Raw genomic sequence first — 16062 nt, 5'->3', positions numbered from 1 at the left:
GTGGTCGCTGAGCGCCGCCGAGCGCCGCGTCATTCACGCGGCACGGGGCCGCCGGTGGCCCGGGGCTGCTCCGCCGCTCAGGCCTGCACGCACCGATCGCAGCGGCCCTTGATCTGGATCTGGAGTCCCTTGCGCCGCAACGCGCGCGGCGCGCCGCGCGCCGCCTTGATTTCGATGCTCTCGTCAGGGAGGCAGAGCACATCGCCGCATGTGTCGCACATGAAGTGCGGGTGCTCGTCCGCCGCGTGGGTTCCGGTGGACTCCCGCAGCTCGAACCGCCAGAGGTGGTCGCCCATGTCGGTGCGGCGCACGAGCCCGGCGTTGGTCAAGTCGATCAGGTTCCGGTAGATGGTGGCGCGATCCCACCCTTTCGGGGCGAGCTCAGCAGCGAGCTCCGCGTGGCTGACGGGCGTCCGCGAGCGGCCGAGGCTATGCAGCACCGCGATGCGCGGCGAGGTGGCCCGCAGGCCGGCCGCCCGGATCTGCTCACGGAGCTCCTCCGCGGACTGACCTGCTTTCGTACGCGCCATGCCAGACATCTACCGTCGCCAGGAGAGTACTGCAATCACGATGCAGCGCGCCCGTCGGCCGCGCAGCGCCCGGGTCGGCCGCGTGCCAGTGTGAGCGAGATCGCAGGGGCGCCGCCGAGCCCGCCGCGCCACCGCCCGCGAGAACGCAGCGTCTGCCCTCGCGCGGGCCGCGTGTGCGCGTGTCCGGCGCGGCCCCGACGAGAGGGCCGGCGGCGGCGAGCGCCACCCGGCTCCGAGAGGATGTGGCAGGCGGAGAGTTTGGATAACGCCGTGCACCTGGCTTCGAGCGTCGCTCGAGCTGCACAGACCAGGCGGATGGGCGCGCGGCGCGGCGCTCCTCGGGAAAGCGCCTCGAAATCGGGGTGAGCTCCGCGGGCACTGATCCCGAAGGCGCGGAGGACATGGAACAGGCGGAACAGCCAGGTCCCCGTCGTCGCCTGATCTCGAGTCGAGGGGCGCTCCCTCGGTCCGCGCCGCTCTCGACGTGTGCTCCATCATGGAGCGATCGATCCACGTTGGAGCAATCGGCGTGTCCGTTCCACACGGGCCGCTGCGCCTCGTCATCGCTCTGCGTGTCCGGGGGCCTGTCGGCGTTCGGCGAGAGAGCGCAAGACTCGTAAGACGACCAGAACGACCAGAACGACCAGAACGACCAAGACATGGAATCTTCCTTGGTCGTCGCGAGTGGAATCAGCCCTTTTGGAATTGAACCGATTGTGATCGCGGATATATATTCATGCTTCCTTTGCGGGGAAATGAACCAAGGAGAGTGTCCATGCGAGCTCGGACGTGCGCGGAAGTATTTGCCTTAGTCTTGATCGCTGCCTTGGGCGTCGCGTGCGGCGCCGACCCCTCGACCCCCGCGGAGGATGCGCCGGCCGTCGTCGACGTCGAGCCCGAGCAGGTCGAGGCGGGGCCAGCGCCCCTGCGGCGCGGCTGCGCGACCGTCGAGCTGAGCGACGTTGAGAAGGAAGCCGTCGAGCAGTCCGTCCGCAGACAGATGGCGCTCGGGTTCTCGGTGGGCGCGGCGGTCGAGATCCCCGTGCACGTCCACGTCATCAACAAGGGCATCGGCGTTTCGAACGGCGACGTGACGGACGGGATGATCGCGGAGCAGATCGAGGTGCTCAACGAGGCGTACGCGAACACCCGCTTCAGCTTCACGCTGGCCTCCGTCGATCGGACGAGGAACGCGACCTGGTACACCATGTCGTCGGGCTCTTCGGCCGAGCGGCAGGCCAAGGCCGCGCTCCGCATTGGTGGGCCAGACCACCTCAATCTCTACACGGCCAATCCGGGCGGCGGTCTGCTGGGCTGGGCGACGTTCCCCTCGAGCTACGCGGCCCGTCCGACCGACGACGGCGTCGTCCTGCTCCATTCCACGTTACCCGGCGGCAATGCGGCGCCGTACAACGAGGGAGATACGGGTACACATGAGGTCGGTCACTGGCTCGGCCTCTTCCACACGTTCGAAGGCGGCTGCCACAAGAGCGGTGATGGCGTGGCGGACACGTCGTCCGAGCGCAGCGCCGCGTATGGCTGCCCGCTGAACAGGGACAGCTGCCGGGGAGGTGGGCTCGACCCGGTCCAGAACTTCATGGATTACACCGACGACTCCTGCATGGATGGGTTCACTGCAGGGCAGGCCGATCGCATGTCGGCTCACTGGGATACGTATCGTTAATCGGTGGGTGATGTGACGGCGGGCGGCGGGCGACTCCGCCGCTCGCCGGCCGGACAAGGCGTCCGGCAGAGCTCGATCACATCGACTTGATCTGGGCCCGGCGCTCGAAGCTCCGGCTCTCGGTGAGGACGCGCGGCGCGGGCTCGGCAGGCGCCGGCCCCGCGCTCGAGTCCCTGTCTCCCTGCGCCAGGCGCTGCTGGCGGCGGGTGCCGGCCTGTACGCCGAAGTACACGCCGAGGAACGTCACGACGCCCCAGCCGAGCAGGCCGATGGCGATGAGGCCGGTCTGGCGCGACGCATCGCCCCCGAGCTGGCTGATCTCCTCCATCGGCGCCGACAGCTTGCTCACCTCCTTCATCGGCTCGCGCAGCGTCGCGACCTGCTCCATCGGCTGCTTCAGCCCGGCGACGTCGCGCATCGGCGCGTCCAGGGCGGCGACGTCGCGCATCGGTGCGTTCAGGGCGGCGACGTCCGTGAGCGGGCCGCGGATGCCCACGAGGCTCTCGTTCATCGCGGCGATGGTGGCCTCCATCTGGCTCAGCCGATCCATCGACTCCTTGAGGCGCGCGGTCTCCCGCATGCTCTGCTGCATTGCGTCCATCGACCCCTTGAGCTCGGCCAGCCGCTCCATCGCCGCCTGCATCTCCGCGAGCTTCTCCATCGGCTGACGCAGCTCGGCGAGCTGATCGATGCTCTCCTGCGAGCTCCGCAGCGTCTGATTCGAATCCTCGATCGTCGCGCGGGTCCGCCGCATCTCCTCCGTCGTTGCCTGGATGGAGCGCGTGTTCGTGTCGATCATCGTCGCCATGCCGCAGCCCGTCGACACGAGCGCGAGCAGCATCATCGGCGCAATCCGAAGGATCCTTCCGCAGTGCATACCTGATCGTTGGTTCCTCGAAGGCGGCGCGTCAATGTGTGCTTGACGCGGTGCGCTGAAATATGACATAGCCGTGTCCGAGGGGTGAGGCGCTGTGGGACATCGCGCGCGTTCGCCCGGGATGCGCTTGCGCGGCACGTGCTCTCACGGCGCTGTGAAATGTCGGTGTCGGTCCGGTGGATGTGACGCGCCGAGCGCTGGAAATCGGACGCCGGCGGTGGAAGGGGAGAGGCCGAGTGCGCAGCTGCGATGGACGCGGCGCCGCCTGCGCCGATGTCCGGAACTACAACGCGGGTGCAGCGCGCTTCATGCCGGCGCGGCGCGAGAGCTCCGTGGCGGCCGCGCGGGGCGGGGGCGCTCACCGCGCTGGACGGTCAGGCTGCGGGGCGCCGGCGCGCAGGGTGAGCGCGGCGAGGATGGCGAGCACGGTCGCGCCGAGCCAGGCAGGCGGGCCGTGGGCCTGCGTCCCCGCGGCGAGGGCGCCGTCGAGCCACGTGGCGTCGAGCAGGGCGCCGCGCAGACCTGCGCCCGCGAGCGCGGTGAAGCTCGCGTGGACGGCGATGGCCGCGAACACGCCGCGGCCGCGCAGGAAGAGCGCCGCGGCGAGCGCGCCGAGCGCGGTCGCGAGGGCGAAGCTCGACGGGGACGCGCCCGGCGCGAGCCCGAGCGCGGCGCCGTGCGCGAGGGCGGAGAAGACCAGCGCGGGGCGGGGCGAGAGGCCGGCGCGCGCCGCGGCGGCGAACGGGATGCCGGTGAGCAGGAGCTCGTCGCGGACAGCGAGGGCGATGGCGCGCGCCAGGGCGAAGCCGAGGCTCGCCGAGGGCGCCCCGGCCTCGACGGTCACCCACCCCAGCACCGCGGAGACGCCGAGCGTGATCAGTACGGCGAGCGCGCCCAGCGCAGCGCCGAGCCCGACGCGACGGGCGACGCGCGCGCGGCGGCCTGGGCCCTCCGGCTCCAGCGGGTCGGTCCACTGCACGCCGGCCCGCGCCGCGACGACGTCGGCGACGACCGCGCCGGCGAGCGCCGCCGCGAGCGGGCTCGACGACAGGAGCACGGACACGATCTGCAGGGCCGCGGCGAGGCCGATGAGCCAGGCCGCGCCGAGCGCGAGCTCCGTCAGGCGGCGCTGCGGTCCGGGGGGATCGCGCCGAGGAGGGGCCTGCTCCGTGGCGTTCAGTGGAGCGTGTGCCACTGGCCGTTGTGCTCCACCTTCGGGACGTCCGCGTCGCCGTCGACCTCGTTGCGGTGACGCGCGCCCAGTGTTGCGACGAGCTGGACCGTGGACGGGCGCGCGGGCCGGTGGCGCACCTCCGACGCCGCGCGGAGCCGGCGGCGCGGCGCGGGAGGCGGCGGCGACCTCCGGCTGCGGAGCCGCTGCACGGCCAGCCGGCCGGAGACCAGCAGCCCGATCGCCAGCAGCGAGCCGGCCAGCACCGGGACGAAGCCGTAGCGGCGCGCGACGTTGGCGCGCCACGCGAGCTCGATCTCGCGGCCCGTCGAGACATAGGCGGCCCCGAGCGCGGCCTCGAGCGGCACGCCGCCGCGCACCTGAGCCAGCGCGCGCACGAAGCTCTGCCGCCGCTCGTCCTCGACGAGGAAGCGGACGACGTCGGCCGCCTGCGCGTAGGGCAGCGAGCCGGCCGTGTCCTCGGCGCCCGTCATGTTCGCCTCGAGCTCGTCGAGCGGGAGGAGGCGCCCCCGGAGCGCGGCGACCGAGAGCTCCTGCGCGCGACGAGCGCCGCGGTCTCCGGCCACGTGGGCGGCGAACCCCTCGTGGAACCAGCGCGGGACGACGGCGCCGCCCGTCACCTCATCCAGGGCGAGATGCGCGAGCGCGTGACGGAAGGATCCCTCGAGATCGGGCGCCTCGGCGCCGAGCCGCGGAGAGGCGCTCAGGACCGCGAGCCGCAGCGCGCCGAACGAGATCGCCGTCACGCGGCCAGCGACGCCCCCGGGGACGAGATCGTCGAGCTCGGCGGGCACATCCGCGATCCGGACCTTCACCGGCGCGGTCAGCACGTCGCGGCCGAGCAGGGCGCCGAGCTCGGCGCGAAGGTCGCCGGCGCGGGCGATCAGCGGGCGGACACGGTCGCGGGTGGACGGGTGATAGGCGAGCTCGATCCAGCCGAGATCCTCGGTGTGATACGCCGGCGGCGGCGGCGGCACGGGAAGATCGGCGCCGCCGTCGCGCGGCGCGGCGGGCGCGTCGTAGACGCGGGGTGCGGCGCCAGCGAGCCGCGCGGGCGCGGCGATGATCGCGACGCAGAGGAGCGCGGCGAGCCTCAGCCCCAACCCCGCTGGGCTGCGCCGGGAGGAGCGCGTCATGGCGCGATCCGGCCCCGGAGGTGCACGGTGTCGGCGTCATCGCCGCCCGTCTGGGCCAGCACCAGCACGACGATCCCGGTCGCGACGACGCCCGCGAGCGGCCCCCAGAACCAGGGGGAGCTCCACGTCGAGCGCCGCTCCGACGGCCCCGACGAGCTGGCGCCGCCGCCCGCGGACCTCGGCGCCGCCTGGGCGACGTCGGCGCGAGGCCCGCGAGGTCCCGAGGCGCCGCGCGGCGATGAGGCGGGCGCGGGCGGCGTCGCAGCGGGACCCGCCGCGCCTCCGCGCCGTTCGTCTCCCGCGAGCAGCGCGCGCACGGCCGCGCCCGCGCCCGGCCAGCCGAAGATCGCCCCGGCGGGGGCGGCCGCGCCGTCGGCGGTCCGCTGGACCGTCGCGCCGAGCTCGAGCGGCGCGTAACTCGCGCCCGCGACCCGGAGCACGCGCGCCACGGGGTGGCCGTGCGCCGTGCTCACCGCCACGACGAGCGCCGCGCCCGCGCCCGCGCCGAGCGACGCGAGCAGCCCGCGCGCGACCGGCTCGGACTCGGCGCGCCCGGCGGAGCGGCGCACCTCCGCGAGCTCCTTCACGGCGGCCGGCGCGTCCGGGCGCGGCGGATCGCCGGCGAGCACCTGCGCTGTCGCCTCGTCGATGGGCGGGCGGAGCGCGGGGTCGCCGTAGATCGCGCGGGCGAGCGAGCGAGCCGCCTCGGCGCTCGCGTCGTCCACCGCCACCACGACGGCGCCGCGCAGGGCCGACCGTGCGGCGGGCGCCTCCGGCGCGCTGCGCGCAGCCGGCGCCGCCGCGCTGCCCGCGTCCGGAGCCGCCGCTGCCGCTCCGTCTCGAGGCGGCTCCTGGGCCTGCGCGGGCGCCGCCGTGAGGCCGAGCGCCATCGCGACGAGGCCCGGGGCAACCGGCGGACAGCGGGACATGTATTTACGGTACGGAGGCCGCGGGCGAGCGTCAAACGGCGCGCGGCGCGGCGTCACGTCACAGCCAGCCGTGCTCGCGGTACCAGGCGACCGCGCGGCGCGTCCCCTCCGCCCAGCTCACCTCGGGCGCCCAGCCGAGCTCCCTGCGGGCGTCGCTCGAGTCGCAGACCCAGTGCGACGCGGAGAGCTCGTTCAGCTTGTCGCGCGTGAGCATCACGGCCTTGCCGGTGAGGCGGCCGAGCCCTTCGCTCGCGAGCGCTGCGCCGCGCACGAGCGAGAACGGGACGCCGAGACGGACGAGCGCCCGCGCGCCGAGCGCCGCCTCCACGTCCGCCAGCATGTCGCGCCACACATACACGCTTCCGTCGTCGATGAAGTAAGCGCGGCCGCTCGGCACGTCGCTCTCGATCGCCCGGATGCACGCGGCGGCCGCGTCGGAGGCGTAGATGACGCTGAGCGTGTTCCTGCCGTCCCCGAGCATCGGGAGGAAGCGGCGCGAGACGCTCTGGAAGAACGCGAACGACTCCTGGTCGCGCGGGCCGTAGATCATCGGGGGGCGCACGACGACCACGGGCAACGCGCCCTTCTCGGCGAGGACGAGCCGCTCGGCCTCGAGCTTCGAGCGCCCGTAGCGCGTCACCGGGGCCGGGCGCGCGTCGGCGGCGATGGGGCGCCCGTCCAGGCTCGGGCCGATGGCGGCGAGGCTCGAGACGAACACGAACCGCCGTATCGCCCCCGCCGGCGCTGCCTTCGCCGCGTCGAGCAGGTTCCGCGTGCCGTCGACGTTGATCCGGAAGAACTCCGCCTCGTCGCGCGCCTTGACCAGCCCGGCCGAGTGCACGATCGCGTCGACGCCCGGCGGGCCGACGACCGCGCGGCGGACGCTCTCCGCATCCTCGACGGCGCCGTACGCGAGCTCGACCCCGCGCAGCGACGACAGGAACCTCGTGTCCGACGAGCGCCGCACCAGGGCGACGACGCTGTGCCCCTGTTGCACGAGCTGCTCGGCGACGTGCGAGCCGAGGAACCCGCTCGCGCCCGTGACCAGCACCCTCATCGATCCGCTCCTCCTTTCCGGTCCCGGCGCGCGCCGGCGGCTCGACGTGGCGCCCACGTCGAGCCGCCGGCGCGCGCGTCGAGCCGCCCGCGCCGCTCGGCGCTGGCGCGCGCGTCCATCACAGCGCCCGCTCGTAGACGCGGTATTTCTTGTGGACCCGGCCGCCCATCAGCCGGATGCCCGCGTTGATGGCGGCGTTGTCCTCCAGCGTCCACCCCAGCTCGCCGCCCTCCATGCCGAGCAGATGCGCCGCGCGGTTCATCTCGACGTAGAGGAAGGCGCTGAGCCCGGCGTAGCGCCGCACGTGGCGCCACTTCTTGCGGATGCCGAGCACGACGAGGCGCCCGCGCTTCGGGCCGCGCACGCGCAGCCGCCACAGCAGCTTGAAGATGCCGCCCGGGAGGAGCTTGCCGTGGAAGTCCTTGATCAGCTGGTTGAGGTCGGGCAGCCCGAGCGACACGGCGGCCGGCTCGCCGTCGATGAACGTGATCTTGGTGAGCTCGGGCATCAGGATGAGCCGCACGTCCTTCGCCCACTTGACGAGCTCCTTCTCGGTCATCGGGACGAAGCCCCAGTTGTCGCTCCAGGCGTCGTTGTAGACGTCCATGAGGATCCGGATGTCGCGGAGCAGGTTCTTCGGATCGCCGCAGCGCGTGTGCACCTCCGGCATCGCCAGGACCTCGGCGTGGGCCCTCTGCGCCCGGGCGGGGACGTTGCCGACCTCGTAGCCCCACGCGTAGAGGTCCTTCACCTTCTCGAGCCCCGCCTGCTCGATGAGCCGGCCCTGGTGCGGCCGGTGGTAGGGCATCATCATCACCGGCGGGAGCTCGAAGCCCTCGATGAGACAGCCGATCTCCTCGTTGGTCGAGAGCGAGTAGGGGCCCCGCATGCGCTTCATGCCGCGCGCGCGCAGCCAGCCCGCGGCCTCGGCGAGCAGCGCCCCGGCCGTCTCGGCGTCGTCGATCGTATCGATGAACCCGAACGAGCCGGTCTCGTCGCGGTGGACCCGGAGGTGCTCGTGATCGACCTGCGCGGTGATCCGGCCCGCTGGCCGGCCGTCCTTGTACGCCACCCACGCCGTCCCCTCGGCGTGCTCGAAGAACGGGTTCTTCTTCTTGTCGAGCCGATCGGAGATGTCCAAGTCGAGCGGGCGGATATAGTTGGGCTCACCCTCGTAGACGGTGTCGACCACGTTCAGGAAGTCCTTCAGGACCTTCTTGTCGCCCTTCCGGAGCTCGCGGATCTCGATAGCCATAGGGCTTGAGCCCGTACCTTCCGAGACGCGGCGCTGCAAGGGGCTCGCATCGACGTGGTCTCGGCCCGATCGCGGAGCGCCGCGCCGAACCCTCGGCGGCGCGCGCCGCGCTGATCGCACGACGCCGCGCGCGCGAAGCCGGTAAGCTCTCGCGGAGGGCCTGTCCGGCCCCCGGCAACTCAGGTGGACGCAGCATGATGACCCCGAAGGAGTTCCAGAGGCAGTTCAAGCGGCTGCTGATGAGCCGTGTGGAGGGCATGGACTGGGAAGACAAGCTCGCCCGGGTCCGCCAGTACCTGCGCCAGCTCGAGGCGCGCCAGAGCCCGGAGGAGGAGTCGGCCGAGCTCTCGCCGTCGCTGGAGCTCATCCCGTTCGAGCCCGGCAAGCGGCCTGTCGACGAGGCGCTCTATCCGGGGCACGGCTGCAGCGAGCGCGTCGGCTGCATCAACACCTCCGGCGACCCGTCGGAGCTCGGCGACGAGGTGTGGCTGCTCTACCGGCTGCGCGATATCTACGCGTTCGTCGCCCCCTTCGAGCGCCCGTTCGAGGTGACCATGTCGGCGTGGTTCCTCCCCGCGAGCCCCGACGGCGGCGAGCCGTGCCCGGTGCCCGGCCTCATGGACGTGCCGCTCAGCCCGCAGATCGTCTCGACCTCGTCCTACCCCGTCCCGAAGCTCGAGCCCGCCCCGTGGAACTCGTTCCATCAGACGGTCTACGTGGCCACCATCGTGCCGGCGCGGCAGCTCGTGCCGCACCCCCCCGGCGAGGAGACCGGCGGCGGCTATTTCTGGGGCGACCTGCCCGAGTCGTTCCGGCGGCGCGTCACCGACGGCTTCGAGCCGTTCACGTTCGCGAGCCTGTTCCGGCAGCAGCTCCGCGTCGAGATCAAGCTCAGCGAGGCGGGCAGGACGGTCGCCTCCGAGTCGACGGACATCGAGATCTTCGACACCGGCCGCTTCGGCTCGCTCTACGCGCGCCTGCTCGACCGGCTCGTCAAGGCGGACACGGAGATCCAGCAGCGGGCGCTCGGGGCCGACGAGCTCCACGTCGGCTATCACCCGTGGTTCCCCGTGCTGACCATCGGCATGGACAAGGCGCTCCTGTACCTGCGGGCCATCCATCAGGACCTCGAGCAGCACCGGCGCAACCTCCCCGACCCCCGCTGGCTGCTCCGGGTGGGCCTCTACCTCGAGCTGCTCACGTGCCTCGGCATCTTCGAGGCCGTGAAGCACGACTACCCGGACGTGCTCTCGCCGGGGGAGCGCGAGGCCTTCGAGGAGGGCGCGGCGTTCGCGCCGATCCGCGCGTCGATCGACGTCGCGGCGTGGGCGCAGGTCTGGGACATGCGGCACATCGCGCCGCGCGCGGCCGGCTTCTTCGCGGCAGGGCCCGTGAGCCTGACGAACCTGATGCGCAAGCAGAAGGCCACGCTCGCCTTCCTGCACGCCCACCACGCGGACCTGCAGAAGGCGATCGAGCTCGCCGGCCCCAACCTGTGGAACGCGCAGGAGACGTGGCACCGGGTGTTCCGCGACGCGGAGCGGGCCGTGCTCAAGAACAACGTGCTCGCGTTCCCGGAGCTCGCGCACATCGATCCGCGGTGGCGCGACTTCGCGCTCTGGCACCAGCGGGGGGACATGCGGCTGTTCGGGCTCAACCTGATGCCCGAGGCGCTGACGGGGCTCTTCGGCGACCAGGACGGCATCTTCCCCGCGGCCTGCCGGCAGTACCGGAAGTCGATGAACGACGTCGCCCGGTGGGCCGCCGAGCGGAACCTCATGGATTACACGGGCGACGAGTGCATCCCGCGGAACGCGAGCCTGCTCGAGGCGTACATGGAGAAGAACCCGTCGCACCTCGCCGCGCTGCAGCGGCGCGACGGCCACGGGGCCGCGCCGTCGATCGAGCTCGAGGAGCCGAGCAAGGCGACGCGGGAGGCGAGCGCCGAGGACCTCATGATGCTGCTCCGGCGGACGCCGGTCTTCAAGCCGCTGCTCGATCGCGAGCTCCGCAAGCTCGCCACGAAGGCGCGCCGGATCGAGTACGGGCCGCTCGACCGGATCGTGCTGCAGGGGCAGCGGGACTCGTCGATGTTCGTCGTCGCGTCCGGCGCCGTCGAGGTCCTGGTGCGGCACTCCGACGGGCAGGACGCGACGGTCGCCGCGCTCGAGAAGGGCGCCGTCTTCGGGGAGTTCGCGCTGCTCACGGGCGAGGAGCGCACCGCGACGGTGCGCGCCGTCGACGAGGTGGTGCTCTACCAGATCACGAAGGAGGCCCTGCAGCCGATCATCGAGGCGCGCCCGCAGCTCGTGATCGAGCTGAGCTTGCTCATGGCGTCGCGCCAGGCCCACCTGCGCGACGCGGCCGAGCGCTACCTCGAGGCCGAGGAGAAGGTGCGGAGCCTCGCCGGGCGCATCCGGCGGTTCGTCCTCGGCTGAGCGCGCTCGGCCCTTCGTGGCCGGCCTCGCGCTCGGCCCTTCGTGGCCGGCCGGCGTCGCTCGGCCCCCCTCGCGCTCAGCCCTTCAGGAGCCACGCGACGGCGTCGGCCTCCGCGGTGAAGAACGAGTACTCGGGCAGCCCCATGGCGGCCGACAGGCGGGAGATCTGCATCTTCGAGAGCGCGCTGTTCACGAGGTTCGCCGCCTTGCGCATGCCGTGCTCGACGGCGTAGGCCATGGTCTGCTCGACGTACGGGCTCACCTCGGGCTTCTGCGGGGGGAAGTCCGCGATGTCGGCGAGCACGTACCAGGGCTTCCCGAGGTTGAGCAGCGTCGCTGCCTTCTGGCGGAACTCGTCGAGGTACGCCTTGCCCTCGTCGATGTCCCAGAACCCCCACACCTTCACGTGGAGGACCCCCGTCGACGTGTCGGGCCTGATGTTGAAGCGCCGCTGCGGGGCGCGATCGCGCCTCGACGTGAGCTCGGACCTCCTCGACGGCTCGCTCCCGGAGAGGCCCGTCCGGCCCGGCGGGTCCAGGGGGGGCGGCGTCCGGGGTCGAGTCTCCGCGGACTTCGAGGCGGCCGACGGCGCGGGCGGCGCGGAAGAAAACGAGGGAGGGACGGAGCGCGAGGGCGGATTGGGCGCCGACGGCGTGACGGAGCGCGAGGGCGTGCTGGGGTAGGAGGCCGGACCGGGGCGTGAGGGAGGCGTCTTCGACGACAGCTCCGGCACCGTGACGGTCGCCACCTCGGCGAAGCCCTTCGCCGTGCCCGGCTTCGAGGGCAGCGTCGGGTCGGTCGGGCTCGGGTTCGCGCTCGGCGCGGGCGCCGCCGGCTCCGGCAGGAGGATGACGCGCGAGGCCCGCGGGATGGCGACGTCGAGCGCGGCGGCGAGCGCGCTGACCGCGACCGACGCGCGCTCGAAGCGGTCCTCGGCCTTGAGCGCCGTCGCCTTGAGGAACCAGCCGTCGAACTCCTTCGGCACCGCCGCCGAGGACCGCCGCGCCGCGCGGGCGCTGGGCGCCTCCATCGCGCCGCGCAGGAGCTCCCCCGCGAGCATGTACGGGGACGCGGTCGCCTCGGCCTCCTGGGCCCAGTACGACTCGCCGACGAGGAGCGCGTACGCGACGTGCCCGAGCGCGTAGATGTCGGCGCGCGGGCCGACGTTGCGCTCGGCGCGGATCTGCTCCGGCGCCATGTACACGGGCGTGCCGAGCATCTGCCGCGTCAGCGTGGAGGCGTTGTGCTGCTCGATGACCTTGGCGATCCCGAAGTCGAGGATCTTCACGCACGGCGAGCCGTCGTCGCGGACGGTGACGAACAGGTTGTCCGGCTTGAGGTCGCGGTGGACGATGCTCGCCGCGTGCGTCTTGTCGAGCGCGAGCGCGGCCTGGAACAGGTAGAGCGCGACGTCCTCGGCGGGGAGGGCGCCGCGCTTCTTGACGAGGCTGCCGAGCTCCTCGCCGCGGAGCAGCTCCATGACGAGGAACGGGGTGCCGGTCTCCTCGTCGACCCCGGCGTCCGAGGTCCTGACGATGTGGTCGCTCTCGATGACGCCGGTGATGCGGGCCTCGAGGGAGAAGCGGGCGCGCAGCTCCTCGCTGTCGAGCAGGCTGGGCAGCATCACCTTGAGCGCGCGGCGCGTCGCGGTGACGTCGTCCATCACCTCGTAGACGGCGCCCATGCCGCCCGCCTTGATGACGCGCAGCACCTGGTAACGGTTGCGAAACCGCGTATTCGGCTGCAACAGGCCGGGCGAGGAGCTCATCCTGCGGCCCTCGGTTCAGGCATGGTTTGCACCACGCTACCAGCGCCGCTTCCCGCGTCGCAAGGCGGTCGGGTGAGGAACGTGCTCAGCGCGGGATCGCGCCTCCGGCGGCAGGCTCACCCCCGGATCGAGCGGCGTGGTCGAGGTGCGGCTCGAGCGCGCTCCAGAGCGAGCGGACGTCCTGGAAGCGCTCCTCGGGGGCCACGGCGAGCGCCCGCGCGACCCACGCGTCCACCTCGGGGAGCAGGTCGGGACGGAAGGCGTGCAAGCTCGGCCGCGGGCCGCGGGCGGCGGCGAGCAGGATGTCGACCCGGCTCGCGCCGGCGAACGGCACGCGCCCCGCGAGCGCGCGGAAGAGCACCGCGCCGAGCGAATAGATGTCGATCCGGTGGTCGATCTCCTGGGGCCTGCCCTTCCATACCTCGGGCGCGATGTAGCTGGGCGAGCCGGGGATCGCGCCCTCGCGGGTGAGGGGGTCGGCCTGCATGACCTTGACAAGACCGAAATCGAGCAAGCGCACGCGCCCCCGCGCCGCGGTGCCGGCGCGGGCCGGCGCGCTCCCGCGGTGAGGGGAGGTGGAGGAAGGAACGCCCGTGTCGTGGTCGAGGACGAAGATGTTCGCCGGCTTCAGATCGCGGTGGACGATGCCGCGCGCGTGCGCGGCGTCGAGGGTGTCGACGATCGGGCGGAACAGCTCGCGGATCTCGTCGAGCGGGAGCCGCTGGTTCCGCGCCTCCAGCTGGCGCAGCGCCGTCTCGAGATCGCTGCCCTTCAGGAACTCCATGACGATGTAGAGGGTGCCGTCGGGCGCCTCGCTGAACGCGAAGACGTGCGTCGCGCTGGTGCCGGCCAGCTCCCCCATGGCGCGGGCCTCGCGCCGCAGGCGGGCTTTCAGGGCGGGATCGCTGGCGAACTCGGGCCGCAGGTACTTGACGGCGACGTGCGCGCCGGTTTCCTGGTCCAGGGCGCGGTAGACCACGCCGTGGCCTCCCTGGCCGACCACCTCGATCAGCGTGTACCGGCCGTCGATCACGTCGTCGATGTCGTGGTCCATCGGCAAGCCCTCGGTGCTTGAGCGCGCTGCGTCAGCGTGCCGCACAGCGAGCCCAGGTTGTAGCCGCTTCGGCGCGCTGGCGGTAGGGACGGTTGGGCGCCGACCTGACTCGCCGGCCGGGGGCGGACCGGAGGCGGAGAGGGGCGGGGAAGCGCGGGCGCCGGGGGACGCGGTCCGCGGGTAGGCGCCTGCGGGGGGAAGAGGCCTGCGGCGAGCGAGCCTGCGGGGAGCGAGCGTGCGGCGAAGCGCGCTTGGAGGAAGCGCGACCCTGCGCGAGAGGGCGAACGCGCCGAGGGGAAGTGAATGCGACAGGGACGTCACGGATCGGGTTCAGGCGATATCCTAGGAGTGACGGAAATTGCCTGATGATGGATCTCACTCATCATGACACAGCGACGAATTTGGTTGGTTTGCCGACCCTGAGATCCCGTGTAGAGTGGCGCCCATCCTCCTATGAGAGCCGTCCGACAGAACAGCGACCTTCCCCGGGTGAACGGCGCGCTGCCGGTCGCGCTCGACGTGCAGCCGGCCAGGCCCGGCGCGCAGGAGCAGGAGCTGGAGGAGGAGTGGACCTATGAGGTCGCTCACCACGACTCGCCGCCGGATCTCACGCATGTTGTCGGGGAGAACCTTCGCCGTTTAAGGACGCGGCGCGGCCTCTCGCTGGAGCGGCTCTCGAAGATCTCCGGCGTGAGCCGCGCGATGCTCGGCCAGGTCGAGCTCGGCCGCAGCGCGCCCACGATCAACGTCGTCTGGAAGATCGCCCGCGCGCTCGGCGTGCCGTTCTCGGCGCTCGTCAGCGCTCGCTCGGCGGGCGGCCCCATGCTGCTGCGCGGGGATCGCGCGAAGCGGCTGACATCGCACGACGGCAAGTTCACCTCGCGCGCGCTCTTCCCGTTCGATGCGCCGCGAACGGTCGAGTTTTACGAGCTCTGCCTGGCCCCGCTCGGCGTCGAGAATGCCGATCCCCACCCGCCCGGGACGACCGAGAACATCGTGGTCTGTCAGGGGACCGTTGAAATCAGCGTCGACGGACAGCGGTTTCTGCTCGCGACGGGCGACGCGCTCGTGTTCCAGGCGGATGTCCCGCACGTCTACCGCAACCCGGCGAACGTCGACTCGCTGATGTACCTGGTGATGACGTATTCGCTGCCGGCGCCCTGAGGCGGGGCGCGCTCCTCGCCGAGGAACGGGGGAGGGGCGGAGCCGCGCGAGGACGCCGGTGAGCGCCGACGCTCCGCTGCTCCGAGGAGGTTTGCGGCCGCGCTACTTGGTCATGGCGGGGGTGCACATCATCATGGGCATCCCGCCGCACATCATCATCATGGGCATCCCGGCCGACATCATCTTCGTCATGGCCTCGCAGCGCTCCTTCAGCATGTCCATCGACATGCCCTCGGGCGGCATCATCTTGCAGATCATTCCGTCCTTGGTCATCTCACACGACATCTTGCACATCATGGGCATGCCCATGCCCATCATGCCGGGCATCATGCCCATCATCGGCATGCCCATGCCCATCATGCCGGGCATCATCGGCATGCTCATGCCCATCATGCCGGGCATCATGGGCATGCCCATGCCCATCATGCCGGGCATCATTGGCATGCCCATCATGCCGGGCATCATGGATGCGCCAGCGGCCATCTCCGGCATCGACATCATGGGGTACATCGTCTGCGGCATCATGGGCATCTGCATTGCATTGGTCATGGGGGCTCCTGTCGTCAGCGCTCGTTGCTTCCGGGGAGCCGTTCTAGCCGGTCGGCGTGCCGTCGCAACGCGTTGACACGGGCGCCTGTCGCTTTGCTCCAGTCTAGCGGAGGCGCCTCCACGGCGTTGGAGGCGCCGGCGCCCTGGGCGGACGAGTATCCACGATAGCGACGGCCGCTCCGCCAGGAGCGCGCTGGAGCGGCGTCCAGGCGAGGCCGGGTGTGCAGCGGTCACGAGGGTCGAGGTGGCGACCAGCGGGGTCGTGCGAGCGCGAGCAGGATGGGCTCGGCCGGCTCCACCGACCATGATGCTGTCTCGTATGTCGACTCGCTGCTGAAGCAGAGCCTGACGTGATGCGGAGTCATGTCGGCCCATGCAGAGCCGCGGTGCCCTCCGGCGCGAGCGGGCAGCGCATTTGTGCATCTTGCT

At 72.0% G+C, this 16062-nt stretch carries 13 protein-coding genes; 4 read left to right on the top strand and 9 right to left on the bottom strand.

Annotation, left to right across the window (positions count from 1 at the left end; genetic code table 11):
* Window positions 1-77: 77 nt before the first annotated feature.
* Window positions 78-530 carry a Fur family transcriptional regulator gene (locus WMF46_RS38465; RefSeq protein ID WP_437981779.1) on the bottom strand — a complete coding sequence of 151 codons (453 nt, stop codon included), beginning with the start codon at window positions 528-530 and terminating at the stop codon, window positions 78-80.
* 775 nt (window positions 531-1305) lie between these two features.
* Between WMF46_RS38465 and WMF46_RS38460 the strand changes: the two genes are divergently transcribed.
* Complete coding sequence (locus tag WMF46_RS38460) at window positions 1306-2214, top strand: zinc metalloprotease (protein WP_437981778.1); 909 nt, start codon at window positions 1306-1308, stop codon at window positions 2212-2214.
* A gap of 76 nt (window positions 2215-2290) precedes the next feature.
* Here WMF46_RS38460 and WMF46_RS38455 read toward each other — a convergent pair whose 3' ends face one another.
* The 6 genes from WMF46_RS38455 to WMF46_RS38430 form a co-directional block, all read right to left on the bottom strand.
* A complete protein-coding gene (locus WMF46_RS38455) occupies window positions 2291-3058 on the bottom strand; it encodes a hypothetical protein (RefSeq protein WP_437981777.1) in 768 nt (255 codons plus the stop codon).
* Between the two features lie 391 nt (window positions 3059-3449).
* Window positions 3450-4286 carry a CPBP family glutamic-type intramembrane protease gene (locus WMF46_RS38450; protein ID WP_437981776.1) on the bottom strand — a complete coding sequence of 279 codons (837 nt, stop codon included), beginning with the start codon at window positions 4284-4286 and terminating at the stop codon, window positions 3450-3452.
* Complete coding sequence (locus WMF46_RS38445) at window positions 4268-5419, bottom strand: peptidase MA family metallohydrolase (protein WP_437981775.1); 1152 nt, start codon at window positions 5417-5419, stop codon at window positions 4268-4270. Before WMF46_RS38445 ends, WMF46_RS38450 begins: the two co-directional genes overlap by 19 nt.
* Window positions 5416-6348, bottom strand: coding sequence for a hypothetical protein (locus WMF46_RS38440; RefSeq protein ID WP_437981774.1), 933 nt, complete (start codon window positions 6346-6348; stop codon window positions 5416-5418). The genes WMF46_RS38445 and WMF46_RS38440 overlap by 4 nt, the downstream gene beginning before the upstream one ends.
* Before the next feature lie 58 nt (window positions 6349-6406).
* Entirely contained in the window at window positions 6407-7405 is a 999-nt protein-coding gene (locus WMF46_RS38435) for an NAD-dependent epimerase/dehydratase family protein (protein WP_437981773.1), read from the bottom strand.
* 118 nt (window positions 7406-7523) lie between these two features.
* Complete coding sequence (locus WMF46_RS38430; protein ID WP_437904445.1) at window positions 7524-8660, bottom strand: hypothetical protein; 1137 nt, start codon at window positions 8658-8660, stop codon at window positions 7524-7526.
* A gap of 194 nt (window positions 8661-8854) precedes the next feature.
* Between WMF46_RS38430 and WMF46_RS38425 the strand changes: the two genes are divergently transcribed.
* The gene (locus tag WMF46_RS38425) at window positions 8855-11098 is read left to right on the top strand and encodes a cyclic nucleotide-binding domain-containing protein (RefSeq protein ID WP_437981772.1); all 2244 of its coding nucleotides are present in this window, start codon (window positions 8855-8857) and stop codon (window positions 11096-11098) included.
* Window positions 11099-11174: 76 nt separating this feature from the next.
* Here WMF46_RS38425 and WMF46_RS38420 read toward each other — a convergent pair whose 3' ends face one another.
* Together WMF46_RS38420 and WMF46_RS38415 are read right to left on the bottom strand one after the other, a co-directional pair.
* Window positions 11175-12866, bottom strand: coding sequence for a serine/threonine protein kinase (locus tag WMF46_RS38420; RefSeq protein WP_437981771.1), 1692 nt, complete (start codon window positions 12864-12866; stop codon window positions 11175-11177).
* 85 nt (window positions 12867-12951) lie between these two features.
* The gene (locus tag WMF46_RS38415) at window positions 12952-13920 is read right to left on the bottom strand and encodes a serine/threonine-protein kinase (protein WP_437981770.1); all 969 of its coding nucleotides are present in this window, start codon (window positions 13918-13920) and stop codon (window positions 12952-12954) included.
* 489 nt (window positions 13921-14409) lie between these two features.
* Here WMF46_RS38415 and WMF46_RS38410 point away from each other — a divergent pair, with 489 nt between their 5' ends.
* The gene (locus WMF46_RS38410; protein ID WP_437981769.1) at window positions 14410-15084 is read left to right on the top strand and encodes a helix-turn-helix domain-containing protein; all 675 of its coding nucleotides are present in this window, start codon (window positions 14410-14412) and stop codon (window positions 15082-15084) included.
* Between the two features lie 58 nt (window positions 15085-15142).
* Window positions 15143-15709, top strand: a complete 567-nt coding sequence (locus tag WMF46_RS38405) for a hypothetical protein (RefSeq protein WP_437981768.1) — start codon at window positions 15143-15145, stop codon at window positions 15707-15709.
* Window positions 15710-16062: the final 353 nt, after the last annotated feature.

This window comes from Sorangium sp. So ce117 (assembly GCF_051524395.1).
GTDB lineage: Bacteria > Myxococcota_A > Polyangia > Polyangiales > Polyangiaceae > Sorangium > Sorangium cellulosum_B.
This window is presented reverse-complemented; position numbering and strand designations above follow the sequence as displayed.